Consider the following 17,755-nt stretch of genomic DNA (forward strand, 5'->3'; position numbering starts at 1 on the left):
TCACGGAAAGTGCTCATAAAGTTAAGATTCCGCTCATAAACCAGGGGAAGTGCTCATAAAGCTGAGATAGTGCTCATAAATCATGGAAAGTGCTCATAACCTTACCCTCTCCGCAAATGCTACGAATCTAATTTACTAATCAGGTGAAACAAGTTCTTTGACAATCAAAGATACTCTGTGTAATATACGGTACAGGGTATTCGAACCTGCATATATTTTTATCTGAAATTATACCCCGAGGGGTAATTGGGAGGCGGAAAATTGCGATGAAAGAAATAACACCTCAAGAAGTACAGCGGCTACTAGCTGATAAGCAACCTATTCATTTGATTGACGTGCGTGAAACCGAAGAAGTTGAAAGTGGCAAAATTCCTGGAATCACACACATTCCACTGGGTCTTCTTGAATTCAAATTACAAGACTTAGATAAAGTAACACCCTACATTATGGTGTGTCGTTCGGGTGGACGAAGTGGTCGCGCCGTGCAAATTCTTGAAGATCACGGTTACCAAGCAACTAACATGGTAGGCGGAATGATGGCTTGGGACGGGTCTGTGGAATAACTACATTTGCTTTTATAGATCAAAAAAGGAGGCGATCGTATGATGGAAACTGCTCATATCCTAGATGCAAAAGGGCTTGCATGCCCGATGCCGATCGTGCGTACGCGAAAAGCAATCCAGGGTTTATCACCAGGGGACGTACTGGAAGTATTAGCGACTGACAAAGGTTCTACGGCTGATATAAAAGCGTGGGCAGCGAGTTCCGGACATGCCTATCTAGGAACTGAAACAGAAGCTGATGTGCTGCATCACTTCTTGAAAAAAGATAGTGCTCAGATCGAAGTAAAAGAAGGAATTCCTGTAATGGATTTGAAGACTTTTGTAAAAAAAGTAGATGAAGACAAATCACTCACAATCGTTGATGTGCGGGAAGAGCGGGAATACCATGAAGGGCATTTTCCAGGCGCACTTCATATTCCTTTAAGCGAAAAAGAATCACAAATGCATGAATTGAACAAAAGCGAAGACATATATCTCATTTGTCAAACAGGCAGAAGAAGTGGAATCGCAGGGATCCAACTAGCAGAAAACGGATTCAAAAACCTATACAATGTCGTGCCTGGCATGACCGAGTGGACAAAACAAACAAAAAAAGGGGAACTGAAATCATGACTACACGGACAGCAATTATCGCAGCAAATGGAGAACTTTTTGACGCATACAAAGTATTTAATATCGCCACTGCAGCGGCAGCAAGCGAACACGAAGTAACAATCTTCTTCACGTTTGAAGGGTTGAACTTGATTCACAAACAAGCTTCTGCAAACCTTCCATTACCTAAAGGGAAAGAGCATTTTGCAGAAGGGTTCAAAAATGCAAACGTGCCATCCATTCCGGAATTGATTGCGATGTCGCAAGAACTGGGCGTGAAATTCATTGCGTGCCAAATGACAATGGACGTTATGGGATTGGAAGTGGATGCTTTTGTAGATGGTATCGACGTTGGTGGTGCAGTAACTTTCCTGGAGTTCGCGAAAGAAGCAGACGTGACACTAACGTTTTAACTAGAGGATTAATCAAAGAAAGGGGTAGCAATCATGACAGTTCGTATTATGAAACCAGTAGAAGTTGCAAGATACAGTATCGACAAAAAGCCGCTCTACATCCTAGACGTGCGCAATGAAGATGCGTTTGTAGATTGGAAAATCGAAGGGGAATCTATCGAGTACTTGAATATTCCATACTTCGATTTATTGGATGGTGTCGATGAAATCAAAGGAGAATTACCTAAGGACCGCGATATTCTAGTCGTCTGTGCTAAAGAAGGTTCCTCACAAATGATAGCGGAAATGCTCTCTGAAGAGGGGATGGACGTTGCATATCTTGAAGGCGGTATGAAAGCTTGGAGTGAATACTTGGAGCCTGTGAAAGTGGGCACGTTGAAAAGTGGTGGAGAACTCTATCAATTCGTTCGTCTAGGCAAAGGGTGTCTCTCCTATATGGTGATTGACGCAGGCAAAGCAGCAGTCATCGACGCAACGCGCATGACAGATCTGTTCCTCGACTTCGCGAAAGAAAAGGGCGCAACGATCGAGCACGTTTTCGATACGCATTTGCACGCCGATCATATTTCTGGAGGACGTGTCATTGCAGAAGCAACAGGTGCGACGTATTACTTGCCGAGTCAAGATGCAGAGGAAGTCGTCTTTGACTATCACAAATTAGGAGATGGGCTTCGCGTCACAGTCGGCAAAACTTTAGTAGAAGCGGTATTCTCACCAGGACATACGAGCGGATCGACGTCGTTTGTCGTGGATGAGTCTTACTTACTAACTGGAGATATTTTGTTCATTGATTCGATCGGGCGCCCTGATCTTGCAGGGATGGCGGATGATTGGGTAGGTGACTTACGAACAACACTCTACAATCGCTATGAACAATTATCCGAGGAACTCGTCGTGCTACCAGCGCACTTCATGGAAATGAAAGAAGTGAATGCAGACGGCAGCGTAGCTAAGAAACTAAGCACTTTATTTTCAGAAAACCACGGCTTGCAAGTTGAGGATGAAAACGAATTTCGTGAACTCGTAACAGAAAACTTACCCCCACAGCCAAATGCTTATCAGGAAATCCGAAAAACCAATATGGGCGTGCTCACTCCAGACGCTGAAACACAGCGCGAGATGGAAATTGGACCGAATCGTTGTGCCGTTCGATAACTAAGGAGGAATTTTATAATGAAAGCAGATCACTTTTTAGATGCAACGGGGCTGTCGTGCCCGATGCCAATCGTTAAAACACGCAATGCAATGAAAGACGTCAACTCAGGAGAAATCCTTGAAGTGAAGACAACTGACAAAGGTGCGAAAGCCGATTTGGCCGCTTGGACAAAGTCTGGTGGACATGAACTGCTGGAGCAAACAGAGTCAGACAATGTTTATACATTCTTCATTAAAAAAGGATAAGTTTGAAATGAGAAGGGGGACATGTGTGCCTCCTTTTTTTCTTGAAAGGAGGTTTGTGAGATGAGTATCAGTTTCATCGTCATTTTATTTCTAATTGGGTTTGTCGGATCGTTTTTATCCGGAATGGCCGGTATAGGAGGCGCCATCGTCAAATATCCGATGCTCTTGTACATCCCGCCTCTATTCGGATTAACTGCGTTGACTGCCCATGAAGTGAGTGGAATCAGTGCAGTAGAGATCTTCTTTGCGACGATTGCGGGAGTTTGGGCATATCGTGGAACAGGACTTCTGCACAAGACGCTCATCCTTTATATGGGTGGAGCTGTGTTGGTAGGAAGTTTCATCGGGGGACTTGGGTCTAGTTTGTTGTCAGAGCAATCGGTCAACCTGGTGTATGGAGGGCTTGCAGTGGTGGCCGCCGTACTTTTATTCATTCCACGGAAAAAGGTGGAGGATCGACCAGCGAGTGAAGTGACGTTCAAAAAGTGGCTAGCGGCGGGACTCGCTTTTGTCGTTGGGATAGCTTCAGGAGTTGTTGGAGCGGGGGGAGCGTTTGTGCTCGTACCGATCATGTTAACGGTCCTCGCAATCCCGACTCGAATAACGATTGCCTCATCACTTGCAATCACATTCATATCCTCGATCGGTTCTGCGACAGGCAAAATCGCGACTGGGCAAGTGTTATGGGGACCAGCAATTGTCCTGATTGTCGCAGCGCTCATTGCTGCACCACTAGGCGCGAAGTTAGGGCAGAAAGTGAATCCAAAAGTGCTGAAATGGATTCTTGCGGTGCTAATTTCAGCGACTGCCATCAATATTTGGAGCGATTTATTATAACTGATTCGGCTATCGGTGTATGATAAGTTACGACTTGTATTGTTTTTCAATCGGAGGCTGTTATGACAAATCGCAACAAAGGAATTTTATTATTATTAGCGTCGGCACTTGGTTTTTCACTTATGACCGCATTCGTGAAATTATCCGGTGACGTCCCGACGATGCAGAAAACAATTTTCCGCAATGGTGTGTCGATGATCATCGCATTTTTCTTCGTCATTCATTTCAAAGAAAGACTGTTTGGAAAGCGTGAAAACCAACGTCTGCTATTGTTGAGGTCGGCACTTGGCGCAATAGGTATCGTGTTGTACTTCTACGCGATTGACCATCTAGTACTTGCAGATGCGGATATGTTGAACAAAATGAGCCCGTTTTTCACGATTGTGTTTGCGGCGATATTTTTGAAAGAGCATGTAAAACCATTTCAGTGGTATAGTATTTTACTCGCGTTTCTCGGAACGTTGTTCATCATCAAACCGTCGTTTTCACTCGATGTTGTTCCGTATGCAGCTGGTGTTTTATCCGCAGTATTTGCGGGTGGTGCTTACACAGTATTACGAGCACTTGGAAGTCGTGAGCAGTTTTACACCGTCGTTTTTTACTTCTCGACATTCACGACCGTTGTCCTATTGCCGTTCGTGATAATCACCTATCAACCCATGACTTTACAACAGACTGTGTATTTACTCGCGGCAGGAGTGTTCGCGACTGTGGGGCAATTCGGAATTACACTTGCGTACAAATACGCACCTGCAAAAGAGATTTCAGTGTTCAACTATTTTACCGTCGTATTTTCTGCAATCCTTGGCTTTGTGTTGCTCGGACAAATTCCGGATGTCTATAGCTTCATTGGTTATTTCATTATATTCGGCGCGTCGTTTTACATGTTTTTACGCAATCGAGGCGGGGAAGATGTACCTGCAGAATTGGCAAGGAAAAAAGAGTAGTGGATATGAATAAAACCCTCTTTCTCACGAATTTTCGTGGGGAAGAGGGTTTTTGCGTTATTTGAATAGTTGAGTCGCATCGGGTCCGAACGTGTCTTTGAGCAACTTTTGTTTGCGTATTTGAATCTGCAGTGCAAGTTCATCAGCCTGTCGTTGCAATTCTGCAATCTCTTGCAGTTCTTTTTGCAACGCTTTTTTAGAAAGTAAATCGTCTTGGTCGAAGTAATCGATCTCCTGCTGTACACGTGCAAACGTTTGATGACGCTTCATGGTTCCTGCAGAGCTATGTGGTTCTTCCTGCAAAATCTGTTCCTTTTGTGCCGTAAATCGTTCAATCGTGCCCATTTTGATCACTCCTCAAAAATGTGCCAAACAAAAAACTCTTCCCCCGAACAGAGAAGAGTTGCTTAAGCGCAAATTCTCCTCATCGGCCAGGTTTCCCTGTTGGCAGCAGCACCTTGCGAGAGCAGGTTGCTGAGACGTCATCGGGCCAAGTCCCTCGGTCTCTCTGGATAAGAAAAGAGTCGTTCATTTAGTTAAAGTAAGTGTAGCATATCGCGCTGGGCAGGGCAATATGCCCTGCGTTGGAATGGCCGGCTGGCGTGAGGAATCGGAAAGATTGGGACGGTTATCGGAAGTTTGTCAGTAGTTATGGGCAACATGCTGGCAACAATCGGCATTATCCTGAAAGGAATCGGTAACATCGTGGAGTTAATCGGATTCGAGACACAACTCACATGATTTTAGGGGTTAATTGGTAGCGCTTCGCTAGTTGAGCGAAGGGCTGCCCGCTATAGGTGTTGTCGCACATGTTGTCCGACAGTTCGTCGTAAGTGTCCAACACTCCAGCAAACTTCTCGATCACGCCGCAAGAATTGTCCGACACATAGCGAAGTTTCTCGATAACGGGACACAATTCAACAGCTTAAGGGATTAATTGGTAGTGCTGTGCTTGTTGCAGGATGGAGTGACTCATAAAGACATCTAGTAAAACCTTAGTACCAATTCTGATAATTTAATTGACAATGATTCTCATTATCGATTATACTCTGTTCATTGAGAGCGATTCTCAATTAAAAAGGGGGAAGTCAAATTGAAGAAATTTATAGTGGTATTAGTATTAAGTGTTTGTATGACAGTGCTTGCCGCGTGTGGTGGTGCTAATAGTAGTGATGATAGATCTGTAGAAAAAGCGCCTTCTACTGAAACGGCAGGAGCGAAAACTTCTCAATCAGACAAAGCAAATGAGAATGAAAAGATAGAGATTACGGATGCGACAGGTCAGAAGATAACATTTGAAGAAGCGCCCACATCCATTGCGACACTCAGCAGTGGAGATTTAGATATGTTGCTTTCGCTCGATGCAAACGTGGTTGGCCGTCCTTCATCTCAAGGAGTACCAGCAGCAGAGTTGAAAGACATTCAAGAAATCGGAAATCCTCATCAACCGAACTTTGAAAAAATTGCAGAAGTCCATCCCGAAGTGCTGATTGCGTCGCCAAGTTTCAAACAGCACGCAGCTAATCTTGAAGCACAAGGAACGAAAGTCGTGTACACACAAGCAAACTCTGTTGAGGACATTTTACAAACAATCGAGATGTTTGGAACGATGTTAGGAAAATCCGATGAATCACAAAAAGTAATTGCTGGGCTGAATGAACAATTGGATGCACTCGCGGGAGCTGAAGGGGAAAGCGGTGTTAAAACGCTTCTTGTTTATGGAGCTCCTGGATCCTACTTAGTCGCTCTTCCGAATTCATTGTCTGGCGACTTGCTTGAACGTGCTGGCGGTGAAAACATTGCTTCAGATTTTCCACAAGAAGAAAAGTATCCGCAGTATGCAAGCTTAAGTACTGAAAAGATTATTGAGCGTAATCCTGAAGCGGTCATGCTGATTACACACAGAGATCCGGAAGCCGTGAAAACAGCGTTTGAAGGAGAAATGGAAAAGAATCCAGCGTGGAAAAATTTAGACGCTGTAAAAAATGGAAAGGTGACAGTATTGCCATCGCATTTATTTGGTACAAATCCTGGAACAAAGATAGCAGATGCACTTCAAGTGATGAATGACAGTTTGAAAGAAGCTAAGTCTAAATGATTGCGGTTAATGAACAAGAGAACGAAAGAACCGTCAGTCATCCGCTGGCAAAGCGCCGAACTACGGTCCTAATAGGAGCTGCTGTGCTGCTTGTTATTGCGGCAGCCGCGAGTTTGATGATCGGATCCGTTTCGTTTTCGTTCACTGAAATTATGAATGGTTTATTCAATTCGGCAGACACACTTGAACGTCGAATCGTATGGGAACTGAGGCTTCCTCGGCTGCTGATCGGCCTTATCGTAGGCATGTGTTTAGCAGCATCAGGTTCCATTTTGCAAGGGATTATGAGGAATCCACTAGCTGATCCAGGGATAATTGGCGTTTCGTCCGGTGCAGGACTTGCGGCAACAGCTATCATGATCTTGTTCCCAGCGTATATTATGCTTTTGCCTGCTGCTGCATTTCTCGGAGCACTTGTGACAGCACTTGTAATTTACGCAATGTCTTGGCGTGGTGGGACTTCCGCGGTCAGGATTATCCTAGTTGGTGTTGCAGTGAATGCTGTCATTGGGGCATGTATGAGTGCGCTTATGCTTCTTTATAGTGACCGCGTACAATCCGTATTGCCTTGGTTGGCTGGTGGAATTGCAGGTGCTGGTTGGGTGCAGTTCGAAACAATTATCTGGTATGCATTTGCGGCGCTAGTCCTAGCTATTTTTGCGATACCTCATATTCGGATTTTACGGTTGGGAGACGAGGTCGCAAAGCTGCTTGGACATAAAGTCGAGCGTAGCCGCTTTTACTTGATCGTATTGAGTACATTGCTTGCTGGAATTGCGGTTAGTGTTTCGGGGTTGATCGGATTTGTGGGTCTTGTGGTCCCTCATATTATGCGTTCACTTGTGGGAGGAGATCATCGTTTTCTATTACCTGCTTCTGCACTAGGCGGTGCATTGCTTGTTGTAGTGGCAGACACTGTTGCACGAACGGTGTTTAGTCCAATTGAATTGCCGGTTGGAATATTACTTTCCTTCTTGGGTGGTCCGTTCTTCTTGTATTTAATCCAGAAACGGAGGGATTCGTTTGCTGACAGCTAAAGAATTGTCGCATCGCCAGTCGGAAACATTTAGCTTGAAAGATATCAATTTGCACATTCCTAAAGGGGAGATTGTCAGTCTAATAGGGCCGAATGGTTCCGGAAAATCAACGTTTTTGAGAGTCATTTCGAGATTGCTGACACCTGACGCAGGTGATGTCATTTTGGACGGGCAACGAATAGTGCAGATGGATACAAAAGATGTCGCCAAAACATTGGCGATGCTACCTCAAATGCAAGACCATCAGCTCGATTTAACGGTTGGGGAGCTTGTGGAATTCGGCCGCCACCCCCATCGTAATCGGTCTGGGAGATTCTCTGCAGAAGATCGAGAAGTGACTGAATGGTCACTTGAAGTAACGCATATGAAATCATTTCGCAATCGGCTACTGAACTCTTTATCAGGAGGCGAACGGCAACGGGCCTGGATTGCCATGGCAGTTGCCCAACGTCCGAAAGTCTTGTTGTTGGATGAACCCACGACCTATTTGGACATTGCTCATCAACTGGAAGTGATGGAGCTGGTGAAAGAACTGAACGCAACATTTGGAATGACCATCGTAATGGTGCTGCATGATATTAATCAAGCTGCACGCTACAGCGACCGACTCGTTGTATTGAAAGATGGCTGTATTCGATTTGACGGAATCCCGCAGTGTGTTTTATGTAAGGAAATGTTTCAGTCAATTTTTGAAATCGATGCGGAAATATTTACGAAGAATGGAATGTGCTTTTTCACACCTACTAAATTGCAAAGGGATGAGGTATATGCGACAGGAAGGCGAAAAGAAGGGGCAACTGGATAATGCGTTGGTAAGGGAGTTTATAATCGCGGCTCATGGGAATTTGTCGGAAGTAAAAGCCCTAATTGCAGTGGAGCCTGCACTTGTGAATAGTGTCATGAACTGGGGCGGAGATGACTGGGAAAGTGGTCTAGGCGCTGCAGCTCATACTGGGAATCGGGAAATTGCAGAGCTGCTGCTGGCAAATGATGCGCGAATGGATATCTTTTCAGCAGCAATGCTAGGGGATTTGGCAATCGTACGCAGTCTGATAGAGCGGTATCCATTAATGATTGACGCGAAAGGGGCACACGGCATTCCACTGCTTCGTCATGCGGAACGCGGTGGGGTGGCCGCCCGTCCGGTACTTGAGTATTTATTAGCAAAAAAGGAGACGTTGGTATGAGCCAAATGACAGCAGTGAACGCGATTAGTATTGAAAAAGGAAGAGCCCAGGAAGTGGCTGCTCGGTTTGCCAAACCGAAGTCAGTCCATACATTCCCTGGATTTGTAAGGATGGAAGTGTGGATGAAAGAGAACATCGAAGATCACGATGAATTACACATCTGTACGACGTGGGAAGATGAAAAGTATTTCAAAGATTGGTTGAAAAGTCGTGAGAATGATAAAGCGCACGGGCAGTCCATTCAAGAGCCTGGAACGACAGTGAAACCTAAATCGAATCCGATTCTTGGTGCGAAGTTATCAACCTGTGTAACACTTGTTCAGCACTTGCCAGCCGTGGAAGTATAATAGAAGAAACGAGAACGCTTTGCCTGTGGATGAAGCGTTTTTTTAGTGAACCTATCAAGGGTTCTCCGACAGTTCTAATTGTTTGTCAGACACGGAGAGATTTTTCTCCGTCAAGGACGGAAGTTTCTCCATCACATCGGCCAATTTCTCCGACACTTCCAGAAGTTTGTCGATAACGGAACACAATTCAACAGCTTTAAGGGATTAATTTGGTGCGCTTCGCTTGATTAAGGCTGGGCGATCCCGATGTTTGTGAGAATCGGTAAGATGGATCCGATTATCGTGGCAGTAGGTATAGGCAACAATAGGCATGATTGCAGAATTAATCCGAAACAGGACAAGTTTCAGCTGAGGGAATTCCCTATTTCAGTGGCGGGAAAGTTGTCTGGGGATTCAGGCAGGCGTATGCTTTAGTTAGAAGTCATATGTATGAGACACTATAGATCACAATATCCATGTACAAAAGTGGATTTGCCAACTACAAAGGAGGCGCTCGTATGAGCCAGATGACAGCAGTGAACGTGATTCGTATCGAAAAAGGAAAAGGAGCCGAAGTTGCGGAACGCTTCGCGATACCTAAATCCGTCCATACATTTCCTGGATTTGTTCGTATGGAAGTGTGGCTGAAGGAAGATACCGAAGTTCATGATGAGCTCCATGTTTGCACGACTTGGGAAGACGAAAAATACTTCACAGAGTGGCGCCAAAAGCGTGCAATCGAAAAGGCGAAGATTCGCGCTGAACAAGAGAAGAACCAAACTGGTACACCACCGCATAATCCGATTCTTGGTACTGAATTATCTACGTACGTCACAATGGTTCAACATTTACCATCAAAATAAAAATAGATTCAAGAAGCTTTGCCTCGTGCAAAGCTTTTTTTTATGGAAGAGTAAAAGTATCTACAGAAAAATATGATATACTGTATAAATTCCAATATATTAGAATACTTATAAAGGGGGGATTCTATGAAAATTTTCGACTTGCATTCAGATTTGTTTACGGACATCGCCTTCCGAAGATCGCGCGGCGAGACGAACGTTTTTGACAGAATTCATTATCCAGCACTGAAAAAGGGGGGCGTGAGTTCAATTATATGTGTGTTTTGGACGGAACCTATTTTTTCTCATCAACCACTAGAGCGTTTTCATGAGCTTATTAAGTACGTTGAAGCAGACTTAATAGAGTCAAAGCACGCGGATATTCAGCCACTCAATGGTATTCATGAAGAGACTATGTTAGACAATAAAATCAAGGTTTATCTAGGAATCGAAGGATTGTCCTTCTTAGATCAGCTAATAAGCCAGTCGAAAAATGAAACTATCGATACCGCCTTCTCATTCATGCAAGAAAAAAATATTCAACACATCATCATGGCTTGGAACGAACAAAATGCTTTCGCGAGCGGGACGGGCACACCTTCTATCGATAGAGCGCGCGGCGTAACTACACTAGGGCTGAACTTACTTTTAAAGTCAGAAAAATCGGGTTTTCTCATAGATGTATCCCATCTGGATGAACAAAGTTTCTGGGATGTCATCCACAACACAACTTCCCCCATCATCGCTTCGCATAGCAATGCACGTGCTATATGTAATCATGAACGGAATTTAACGGATGATCAAATCCGTATCATTTCTGAACGAAACGGATTAATCGGACTGAATGCGTATGGTGAATTTGTAGATGAAAAACATCCTAACGTTGACCGGTTTATAGATCACATCGACCACATAGTATCCGTTGCAGGGATCAATCATGTTGCATTTGGGTTCGACTTTCTTGATTACTTAAGTGATCACTCGCTAGGTGGAGGTATGGATATTTTAACGGTAGGGCTGGAAGATGTTACGAAAGTTCCTGCACTTTTGAAACAGATGAGCCAACGTGGGTATTCTCAAGATGACATTGAAGCAATCAGTCATAAAAATGCGGAGCGGTTTATAACCAATTTAATAGTAGGAAGAAGGCGTACATAATGACGAATACTCTGATTCAGCCTGACGACACGCTCACACTATGGGGAATCATTGTCGTAGTGGCATCTCTCAGTATCTATTTAGAACAACGTTTCAGTTGGGCCTCCAAGATTTCAGGAGCAATCATTGCGCTAGTTGGCGCTATTTTTCTATCAAATACAGGAATCATACCCACTAAATCTCCAGTGTACGATGCGGTGTGGGGTGTCATTATCCCACTTGCAATTCCGCTCTTACTTTTCCACGTCAATATTAAAAAAATATGGACAGAGAGTGGTAAGTTGCTGGCGTTATTCCTATTAAGTTCAATCGGAACCGTAGCAGGAACGATCATTAGTTTCTTTCTTTTAAAAGATCACATCCCCTATCTGGATAAAATCGGCGGGATGATTAGCGCTTCTTACGTTGGAGGTGGTGTGAACTTTGCAGCGATGGCTGGTAAGTTTGAAGCACCCGGTGACCTCGTATCTGCAACAGTCGTCGCAGATAATCTCATGATGGCCATATACTTTGTCATTTTAATGCTGATCCCGACGATTGGATTCTTTAGAAAACGTTATTCTACACCACATATCGATCAGGTGGAAAACGGAGTGACGCAAGAGGACGGGAAGACATTAGCGGAAAGTTTCTGGAAGAGAAAAGACATATCGTTAAAAGATATCGCAATGGCAATTGGTACAGCTTTCTTTCTTGTTATCGTTTCGTTCAAACTTGCAGACTTTATTGGCATTCTAATTCCTTCGGGTGAAAATGTTTCAGGAATCATGAACTTGGCACATGCCATTTTAGGAGATAAATACCTTGTATTAACCACGGTGACGTTTATCGTTTTAGCTTTGTTTCCATCTTATTTTGAAAAAATCAATGGTAGCCAAGAGTTCGGGACATTTTTGATTTACTTATTCTTTGTGGTCATCGGGATACCGGCATCGATTCCATTAATCATACAGAATGCTCCACTGCTTCTCGTTTTTGTATTCATCATTGTCATGGTCAATATGGTCGTTTCGTTAGCGGCAGGAAAACTGTTAAATGCTAATTTGGAAGATACGCTTTTAGCTAGTAATGCCAACATTGGTGGACCAACTACTGCCGCAGCATTAGCAATCGCAAAAGGGTGGAAAGACTTGATTGGCCCAATATTAGTGGTTGGAACTCTTGGCTATATTATTGGGAATTACATCGGTACGGTGCTAGGGCTTTGGTTTTCAACTTTAATTTAAGTAGTATCCGAAATGTCACCGATACATGTCTATATCAAAAAAACGCTTTGCCTTCTGCGCAAAGCGTTTTTTTGATATGACAAGTGTCATATGAATCCGTGACAGAAGGGACTGCAACGTGCTCTCGACTTTCAGTACGATAGAGTCAAAGGAGTGATCGTATGACAACTATCATCGATTGTTTGGGAGTGGGAAAGTCATTTAAAGGAAAGGTCGCTGTAAGAGACCTTTCTTTTCAGATTGAAAAAGGAGAAGTAGTGGCGCTATTAGGACCAAATGGAGCTGGCAAAAGTACAACAATCCAGATGCTACTTGGTCTGTTGGAACCTTCAACAGGGAGGATCACCATTTCAGGACAGAATTCTAAATCGAAGGCAGTCCGTGAACGAATAGGTGTGATGTTACAGGAAGTTCGGTTGTTGGATACAGTTACCGTCAAAGAAATACTTCAATTGGTTCGAGGGTATTATCACCGACCGCTCTCTATGGAACAGTTATCTAAACTAACCGGGTTAGATGAAACCTCACTGAATATGCGGACTGAAAAGCTGTCTGGTGGCCAAAAACAACGTGTCAGTTTTGCGCTAGCGCTAGCTGGGAATCCAGATATTCTGTTTTTGGATGAACCAACTACTGGCATGGATGCCACTGCACGAAAAACGTTTTGGAAATCGATTCGGGAACTTGCAGAGCGTGGCACAACTATCATTTTCACTACACATTATTTAGAGGAAGTGGAGTATGCAGCGACCCGCGTTTTGATGATCAATCACGGTGAACTGATTGAAGATGAATCGCCTGATATGATGAAAAAGAAGTTGGTGATTCAACGAATTTCATTCCTAACCGACGAGGTGTATCGTCCGGAAACTTTTCAAGGGCTTAGTGTTTCGGACATTCGTTTAGATGGAAAGAAAGTGACCATTCTCACTGGAGATGCAGATCACTTATTGAAAGTCTTGTATGAACTTGATCTTGAAATCAGTGAAGTGACCGTAAGTAGAGGTACACTGGAAGAAGCTTACAGTCAGCTAACGGACAGTCGGGAGGTGAGTTGATTGAAAATATTATGGAACGAATGCAGATTGGAAGCATTACGTGTCTTCAGAAATCGCTACTTCATCTTTTGGTCGCTCATCATGCCAATTGTCTTTTACGTGTTTTATACAAAAGTCATGGTTCAAGATGTTGGGGATCCCAAGCTTTGGGAAAAGCATTTACTTATGTCAATGGCCGCGTTCAGTGTAATGGGAAGTTCGATTATGGCACTTGGACTGAGGCTCGTTCATGAGCGGAATCAGGGATGGACGATGTATTTGAAAACGACTCCGGTCTCTGGAGTTGTATATTTTATTGCAAAGATGGTGGGACAGACGGCGGTCCATGTCTTTACGATTATAGTGATCTTTGTAAGTGGTGGGCTAGTTAATGGAATTTCGATGCCTGCTATCGAATGGATCACAGCAGGCATATGGATATTACTTGGAGCGGTTCCCTTTCTCGCACTAGGCGGATTGATCGGTACAATGATGAAGTCGGATACTGCATCAGGCGTAAGCAATCTAATCTATTTAGCCCTCGCAGTATTGGGGGGGATGTGGATGCCTATGGAATTTATGCCGAAGCTTCTGCAACAAGCGGCACAATGGATACCCTCTTACCAATATGGCGCAGGCGCATGGTCGATTATTCGGGGAGAAACGCCTAGTCTAGGCGGTATCCTAGTATTAATCGCGTATACCTTTGTTTTCATGATACTATCGATACAAAGAAGGCGGATGCAGGAGGCGATTTAGTGGATGAAAACATTTGAATTATTTCCACGGCGATTCGGCTGGATTCCTTATGTATTTCTTGCCTATCTCGCACTACCGTTATTTCATGTGTTGACGGAGACCGGTATGAAACGAATGGTTGGATTTGTTTTGTTGGCTGTATTTGTTGTCGCTTATCGGGAGGCCTATCGGCAAGTGACGGATGCTAGCCTTATCGTCTGGTCTGCTATCCTATTGGTTCTTATTCTGGCATTGGCTTGGTTTTATCAACCATATAATCTAATGCTGGCTTTTTATATCTCGAACTTCATTGGATGGATTGGAGATGCACGTCTATTTAAGCGATCGGTAAGTGTGTTTGGCAGTGTGCTAGTTTACTGTGGAGTTATATTAGTCAATGCATATGGAATACAAACCGGGGTAGTTGCATTTCCATTTATTATTGTAATGGCGTTCACGCCAATCGCGGTACGTAATAGCGCGGAGCGTGGCAGACTTGAAGAAGAATTGGATGCTGCGAATGAACAGATCCGTGAATTGAGTCGGCAAGAAGAGCGTGTTCGTATCGCACGCGATCTTCATGATACACTCGGTCATATGTTGTCATTAATAACATTGAAAAGTCAGGTGATTCAACGTGTTCGAAATGATTCTGATAGGGTCTTAGAAGAAGCAATGGGGATTGAACACACATCGCGTTCAGCGTTAAAACAAGTAAGAGAACTTGTGAGTGACATGAGAGGGAGTTCCGTTGCAGAGGAACTTGTGCAAATGCAAGAAATTCTTTCGGCTGCATCCATTGAGCTAAAGACGGATCTTCCTACCCCCCTACCTGATCTACCCCCACTAAAACAAACGATTATTGGGATGTGTATCCGGGAGTTGGCAACAAATATTGTCCGGCATAGCGGAGCTTCAAAATGTCTAGTATCGATTCGGGAAACAGATGGCGGGTTGGTGACGTGTGTAGAAGATGATGGGATTGGCATGACAGGGTCTCACTATGGAAACGGCCTAAACGGTATCGTCGAACGGCTAGCGTTAGTGGAAGGAACGCTTTCAATAACAGAGCAATCTGGTACTCAATTTAAGCTAGTCGTGCCACTTCCCATTACAACAAAAGGGGGAGAAACTGGATGATTTCACTCGTGATTGCAGAAGACCAAAAAATCTTACGGGGAGCACTTGGTACGTTGCTCGATTTTGAAGAGGATCTGACAGTAATTGGGCAGGCCCAAGATGGTGAAGAAGCATTACGATTAATTCATCAACTGAAACCGGATGTGTGCATTCTAGATATTGAAATGCCCAAAAAAAGTGGTTTAGATGTTGCAGATGAATTAAAAACAGCAGGATCTTCATGCAAAGTTGTTATTTTGACGACATTTGCGCGACCTGGTTACTTTGAACGTGCACTCCGAGCGGATGTCAGAGGATATTTGTTAAAGGACGGATCAATAGATGAGCTAGCGAATGCGATCAAGAATGTGATGGTAGGCAAACGTGAATTTTCTTCAGAACTTGTGATGGGGCATTTCTCTAATGAAAATCCGTTGACTAAACGGGAACAAGAAGTATTAAGTCATGCAGCAAATGGTCTCACTTCAAAGGAGATAGGGACAGCGCTGTATTTATCTCATGGAACTGTTCGAAACTATTTGTCCGAAATCTTGCAGAAGGTCGGTGCAAAAAACAAAGTGGAAGCGCTTGTGATTTGTCGGAATAAGGGCTGGATAGATTGAAGGATAATAGTGAAACGGAGGCCGCCCACACGTAATTGTGAGAGCGGTTTTTTGTGAGGTAAGAATTTGAAACTTTCATTAGCCTTTATCGTAAAATAGATAGTAGATACGATATGAAAAGGAAGTGATGAACATGCAAAAGCTACCCCAACATGTAGAAACTCACAAAACAAGGGTTAATCGAGTTTGTGACTTCATTGCCATCGGGCTCTTTGTCGCCGTTATCTTCTATACACTTATTCAATGGAAACAGCTACCTGAGCAGGTTCCAATCCACTTTAACGCATTGGGGGAAGTAAATAATTATGGATCGAAATGGGTCTTGTTGCTGGTACCAATGATTAGTGTGGGACTGTTGGCTTTGCTTGAATTTTTTGAACGCCATCCAGAGTGGCATAACTATCCCAGTCGTTTAAACGAAATGAACGCGCCACGGTTTTATCAATCTAGCCAGGAACTATTAAACCGAGTGAAAAACCTCTCAATTCTTTTAATGGCTTATATCCAGTGGGAAATCGTTCGCGTCGGACTTGGTCATTCAAATGCAATGAGCCAATGGATTTTCGGTGGATTACTTGCTTTGATGGTTATTGTAATGATTATGGGTGTGGTTCAACAAAAGAAGATAAATTGAAAAGAAGCATCCTCCAGTCTAGCTAGTGGAGGATGCTTCTTTTACCGTTTGGACTTCAATTGTTGTCTAGGACATATTATATAAATATATATTTGATAGACACCGAATAACAAGGTGAGTGCCAAGACTGGAGCTAGAATATTTTGTGGCTCGACGATGAAATAAGCACAAGCTAGGGCAATTACGTATACAAGGTATCCAATTGAAAAGAGTTTTTTACTCGTCAATGCATTCCCTCCTAGTGTTTGGGGAGCTTATCGTTCGCAGGCGATACCGTCTTTGTCGCGATCTAATGTTGTATGGGCGTTGTAAATTGCAGCATTCACAGTCGGTGCATATTTAGTTTTTCCACCTTTGTTGCGTACAGTAGCGCTCTTCGCCACTCCGCCCTTGTATGTCTGATTCAGCATTGTACAATTTTTGAATTTTGCAGGTGCAGCATCAGCAGGTTGTACAGGGATAGCTGAAACTCCAACTGCTAATACTGTTGCGGTTAGAACAGCTCCAATTTTTTTCATAATAAGCTCTCCATTCGGTTGTTAAATTTTAAGATAATTATACAAGGTTTCCAGATGGATGGAAACACAAATTATTGAATAAATTGATGAATTGTACACGGATGTTGATTAATTCTACGGTGTGGCCGATTCATCATGCAATTTGGATGATTATGCTTGTCACCTGGCTGATAATAGGCTCAAACTGGCCAATCCGACTCGCGCATAGTGCAATTCCATCCCTGATCGCGCGAAGCGCCACCAATTAATCCCTTAACGCATTTGAATTGTGTCCCGATATCGAGAAACTTCGCTAAGTGTCGGAGAAATGAGCCCATGTGATGGAGAAATTTCTTTCGGTGTCGAAGAAAGCTCATCAAATGTCTGAGAAACCTTAAGAACTGTTGGAGAATGGAGAAAAAGTAGCTGACAGAGAAGCAGCTCATCCCTAAATGCGCGAAGCGCCACCAAATAGATCTCT

The 17,755-nt window shown here is 43.7% G+C and carries 23 protein-coding genes and 1 riboswitch; of the genes, 20 read left to right on the forward strand and 3 right to left on the reverse strand.

Annotated features, from left to right (window positions below):
• Window positions 1–266 precede the first annotated feature (266 nt).
• The 7 genes from N693_RS0115815 (at window position 267) to N693_RS0115845 (ending at window position 4,752) form a co-directional block, all read left to right on the forward strand.
• Entirely contained in the window at window positions 267–563 is a 297-nt protein-coding gene (locus N693_RS0115815; protein ID WP_025785804.1) for a rhodanese-like domain-containing protein, read from the forward strand.
• Between the two features lie 39 nt (window positions 564–602).
• On the forward strand, window positions 603–1,175 hold the full coding sequence (locus tag N693_RS0115820) for a sulfurtransferase TusA family protein (RefSeq protein ID WP_025785805.1): 573 nt from the start codon (window positions 603–605) through the stop codon (window positions 1,173–1,175).
• Window positions 1,172–1,567: a DsrE/DsrF/DrsH-like family protein gene (locus N693_RS0115825; RefSeq protein WP_025785806.1), complete on the forward strand. Its 396-nt coding sequence runs from the start codon at window positions 1,172–1,174 to the stop codon at window positions 1,565–1,567. The genes N693_RS0115820 and N693_RS0115825 overlap by 4 nt, the downstream gene beginning before the upstream one ends.
• 33 nt (window positions 1,568–1,600) lie before the next feature.
• Window positions 1,601–2,722, forward strand: a complete 1,122-nt coding sequence (locus N693_RS0115830) for an MBL fold metallo-hydrolase (RefSeq protein ID WP_025785807.1) — start codon at window positions 1,601–1,603, stop codon at window positions 2,720–2,722.
• A gap of 18 nt (window positions 2,723–2,740) precedes the next feature.
• Window positions 2,741–2,968 carry a sulfurtransferase TusA family protein gene (locus N693_RS0115835; RefSeq protein WP_025785808.1) on the forward strand — a complete coding sequence of 76 codons (228 nt, stop codon included), beginning with the start codon at window positions 2,741–2,743 and terminating at the stop codon, window positions 2,966–2,968.
• A 60-nt stretch (window positions 2,969–3,028) separates the two neighbouring features.
• Window positions 3,029–3,805, forward strand: a complete 777-nt coding sequence (locus N693_RS0115840; RefSeq protein WP_025785809.1) for a sulfite exporter TauE/SafE family protein — start codon at window positions 3,029–3,031, stop codon at window positions 3,803–3,805.
• A 62-nt stretch (window positions 3,806–3,867) separates the two neighbouring features.
• The gene (locus N693_RS0115845; RefSeq protein ID WP_025785810.1) at window positions 3,868–4,752 is read left to right on the forward strand and encodes a DMT family transporter; all 885 of its coding nucleotides are present in this window, start codon (window positions 3,868–3,870) and stop codon (window positions 4,750–4,752) included.
• Between the two features lie 57 nt (window positions 4,753–4,809).
• Here N693_RS0115845 and N693_RS0115850 read toward each other — a convergent pair whose 3' ends face one another.
• Window positions 4,810–5,097, reverse strand: a complete 288-nt coding sequence (locus tag N693_RS0115850) for a hypothetical protein (RefSeq protein ID WP_025785811.1) — start codon at window positions 5,095–5,097, stop codon at window positions 4,810–4,812.
• Between the two features lie 76 nt (window positions 5,098–5,173).
• Window positions 5,174–5,271, reverse strand: a riboswitch (SAM riboswitch).
• 574 nt (window positions 5,272–5,845) lie between these two features.
• On the opposite strand from N693_RS0115850, the gene N693_RS0115860 reads away from it, so the two are divergent.
• The 13 genes from N693_RS0115860 (at window position 5,846) to N693_RS0115920 (ending at window position 16,777) form a co-directional block, all read left to right on the forward strand.
• Window positions 5,846–6,850 carry an ABC transporter substrate-binding protein gene (locus tag N693_RS0115860; RefSeq protein WP_025785812.1) on the forward strand — a complete coding sequence of 335 codons (1,005 nt, stop codon included), beginning with the start codon at window positions 5,846–5,848 and terminating at the stop codon, window positions 6,848–6,850.
• A complete protein-coding gene (locus N693_RS0115865) occupies window positions 6,847–7,887 on the forward strand; it encodes an iron ABC transporter permease (protein ID WP_025785813.1) in 1,041 nt (346 codons plus the stop codon). Before N693_RS0115860 ends, N693_RS0115865 begins: the two co-directional genes overlap by 4 nt.
• On the forward strand, window positions 7,874–8,692 hold the full coding sequence (locus tag N693_RS0115870; RefSeq protein ID WP_025785814.1) for an ABC transporter ATP-binding protein: 819 nt from the start codon (window positions 7,874–7,876) through the stop codon (window positions 8,690–8,692). Before N693_RS0115865 ends, N693_RS0115870 begins: the two co-directional genes overlap by 14 nt.
• Window positions 8,655–9,074: a hypothetical protein gene (locus N693_RS0115875; protein ID WP_025785815.1), complete on the forward strand. Its 420-nt coding sequence runs from the start codon at window positions 8,655–8,657 to the stop codon at window positions 9,072–9,074. Before N693_RS0115870 ends, N693_RS0115875 begins: the two co-directional genes overlap by 38 nt.
• The gene (locus N693_RS0115880) at window positions 9,071–9,421 is read left to right on the forward strand and encodes an antibiotic biosynthesis monooxygenase (RefSeq protein ID WP_051508762.1); all 351 of its coding nucleotides are present in this window, start codon (window positions 9,071–9,073) and stop codon (window positions 9,419–9,421) included. The genes N693_RS0115875 and N693_RS0115880 overlap by 4 nt, the downstream gene beginning before the upstream one ends.
• 497 nt (window positions 9,422–9,918) lie before the next feature.
• Window positions 9,919–10,263 (forward strand): antibiotic biosynthesis monooxygenase, encoded by a 345-nt coding sequence (locus N693_RS0115885; RefSeq protein ID WP_037593543.1) that lies wholly within the window; start codon window positions 9,919–9,921, stop codon window positions 10,261–10,263.
• A 126-nt stretch (window positions 10,264–10,389) separates the two neighbouring features.
• Window positions 10,390–11,400, forward strand: a complete 1,011-nt coding sequence (locus tag N693_RS0115890; protein ID WP_025785818.1) for a dipeptidase — start codon at window positions 10,390–10,392, stop codon at window positions 11,398–11,400.
• Window positions 11,400–12,626: a DUF819 domain-containing protein gene (locus N693_RS0115895; protein WP_025785819.1), complete on the forward strand. Its 1,227-nt coding sequence runs from the start codon at window positions 11,400–11,402 to the stop codon at window positions 12,624–12,626. Before N693_RS0115890 ends, N693_RS0115895 begins: the two co-directional genes overlap by 1 nt.
• 161 nt (window positions 12,627–12,787) lie before the next feature.
• A complete protein-coding gene (locus tag N693_RS0115900) occupies window positions 12,788–13,684 on the forward strand; it encodes an ABC transporter ATP-binding protein (protein ID WP_025785820.1) in 897 nt (298 codons plus the stop codon).
• Entirely contained in the window at window positions 13,685–14,422 is a 738-nt protein-coding gene (locus tag N693_RS0115905; protein ID WP_025785821.1) for an ABC transporter permease, read from the forward strand.
• Window positions 14,423–14,425: 3 nt separating this feature from the next.
• Window positions 14,426–15,541, forward strand: a complete 1,116-nt coding sequence (locus N693_RS0115910) for a sensor histidine kinase (RefSeq protein WP_025785822.1) — start codon at window positions 14,426–14,428, stop codon at window positions 15,539–15,541.
• Window positions 15,538–16,143: a response regulator transcription factor gene (locus N693_RS0115915; RefSeq protein WP_025785823.1), complete on the forward strand. Its 606-nt coding sequence runs from the start codon at window positions 15,538–15,540 to the stop codon at window positions 16,141–16,143. The genes N693_RS0115910 and N693_RS0115915 overlap by 4 nt, the downstream gene beginning before the upstream one ends.
• A gap of 133 nt (window positions 16,144–16,276) precedes the next feature.
• Window positions 16,277–16,777: a DUF1648 domain-containing protein gene (locus tag N693_RS0115920; protein ID WP_025785824.1), complete on the forward strand. Its 501-nt coding sequence runs from the start codon at window positions 16,277–16,279 to the stop codon at window positions 16,775–16,777.
• A gap of 41 nt (window positions 16,778–16,818) precedes the next feature.
• Here N693_RS0115920 and N693_RS0115925 read toward each other — a convergent pair whose 3' ends face one another.
• Window positions 16,819–17,004: a hypothetical protein gene (locus tag N693_RS0115925; RefSeq protein ID WP_025785825.1), complete on the reverse strand. Its 186-nt coding sequence runs from the start codon at window positions 17,002–17,004 to the stop codon at window positions 16,819–16,821.
• Between the two features lie 27 nt (window positions 17,005–17,031).
• A complete protein-coding gene (locus N693_RS0115930; protein ID WP_025785826.1) occupies window positions 17,032–17,295 on the reverse strand; it encodes an excalibur calcium-binding domain-containing protein in 264 nt (87 codons plus the stop codon).
• Window positions 17,296–17,755 lie beyond the last annotated feature (460 nt).

Source organism: Sporosarcina sp. D27, assembly GCF_000586555.1.
GTDB lineage: Bacteria > Bacillota > Bacilli > Bacillales_A > Planococcaceae > Sporosarcina.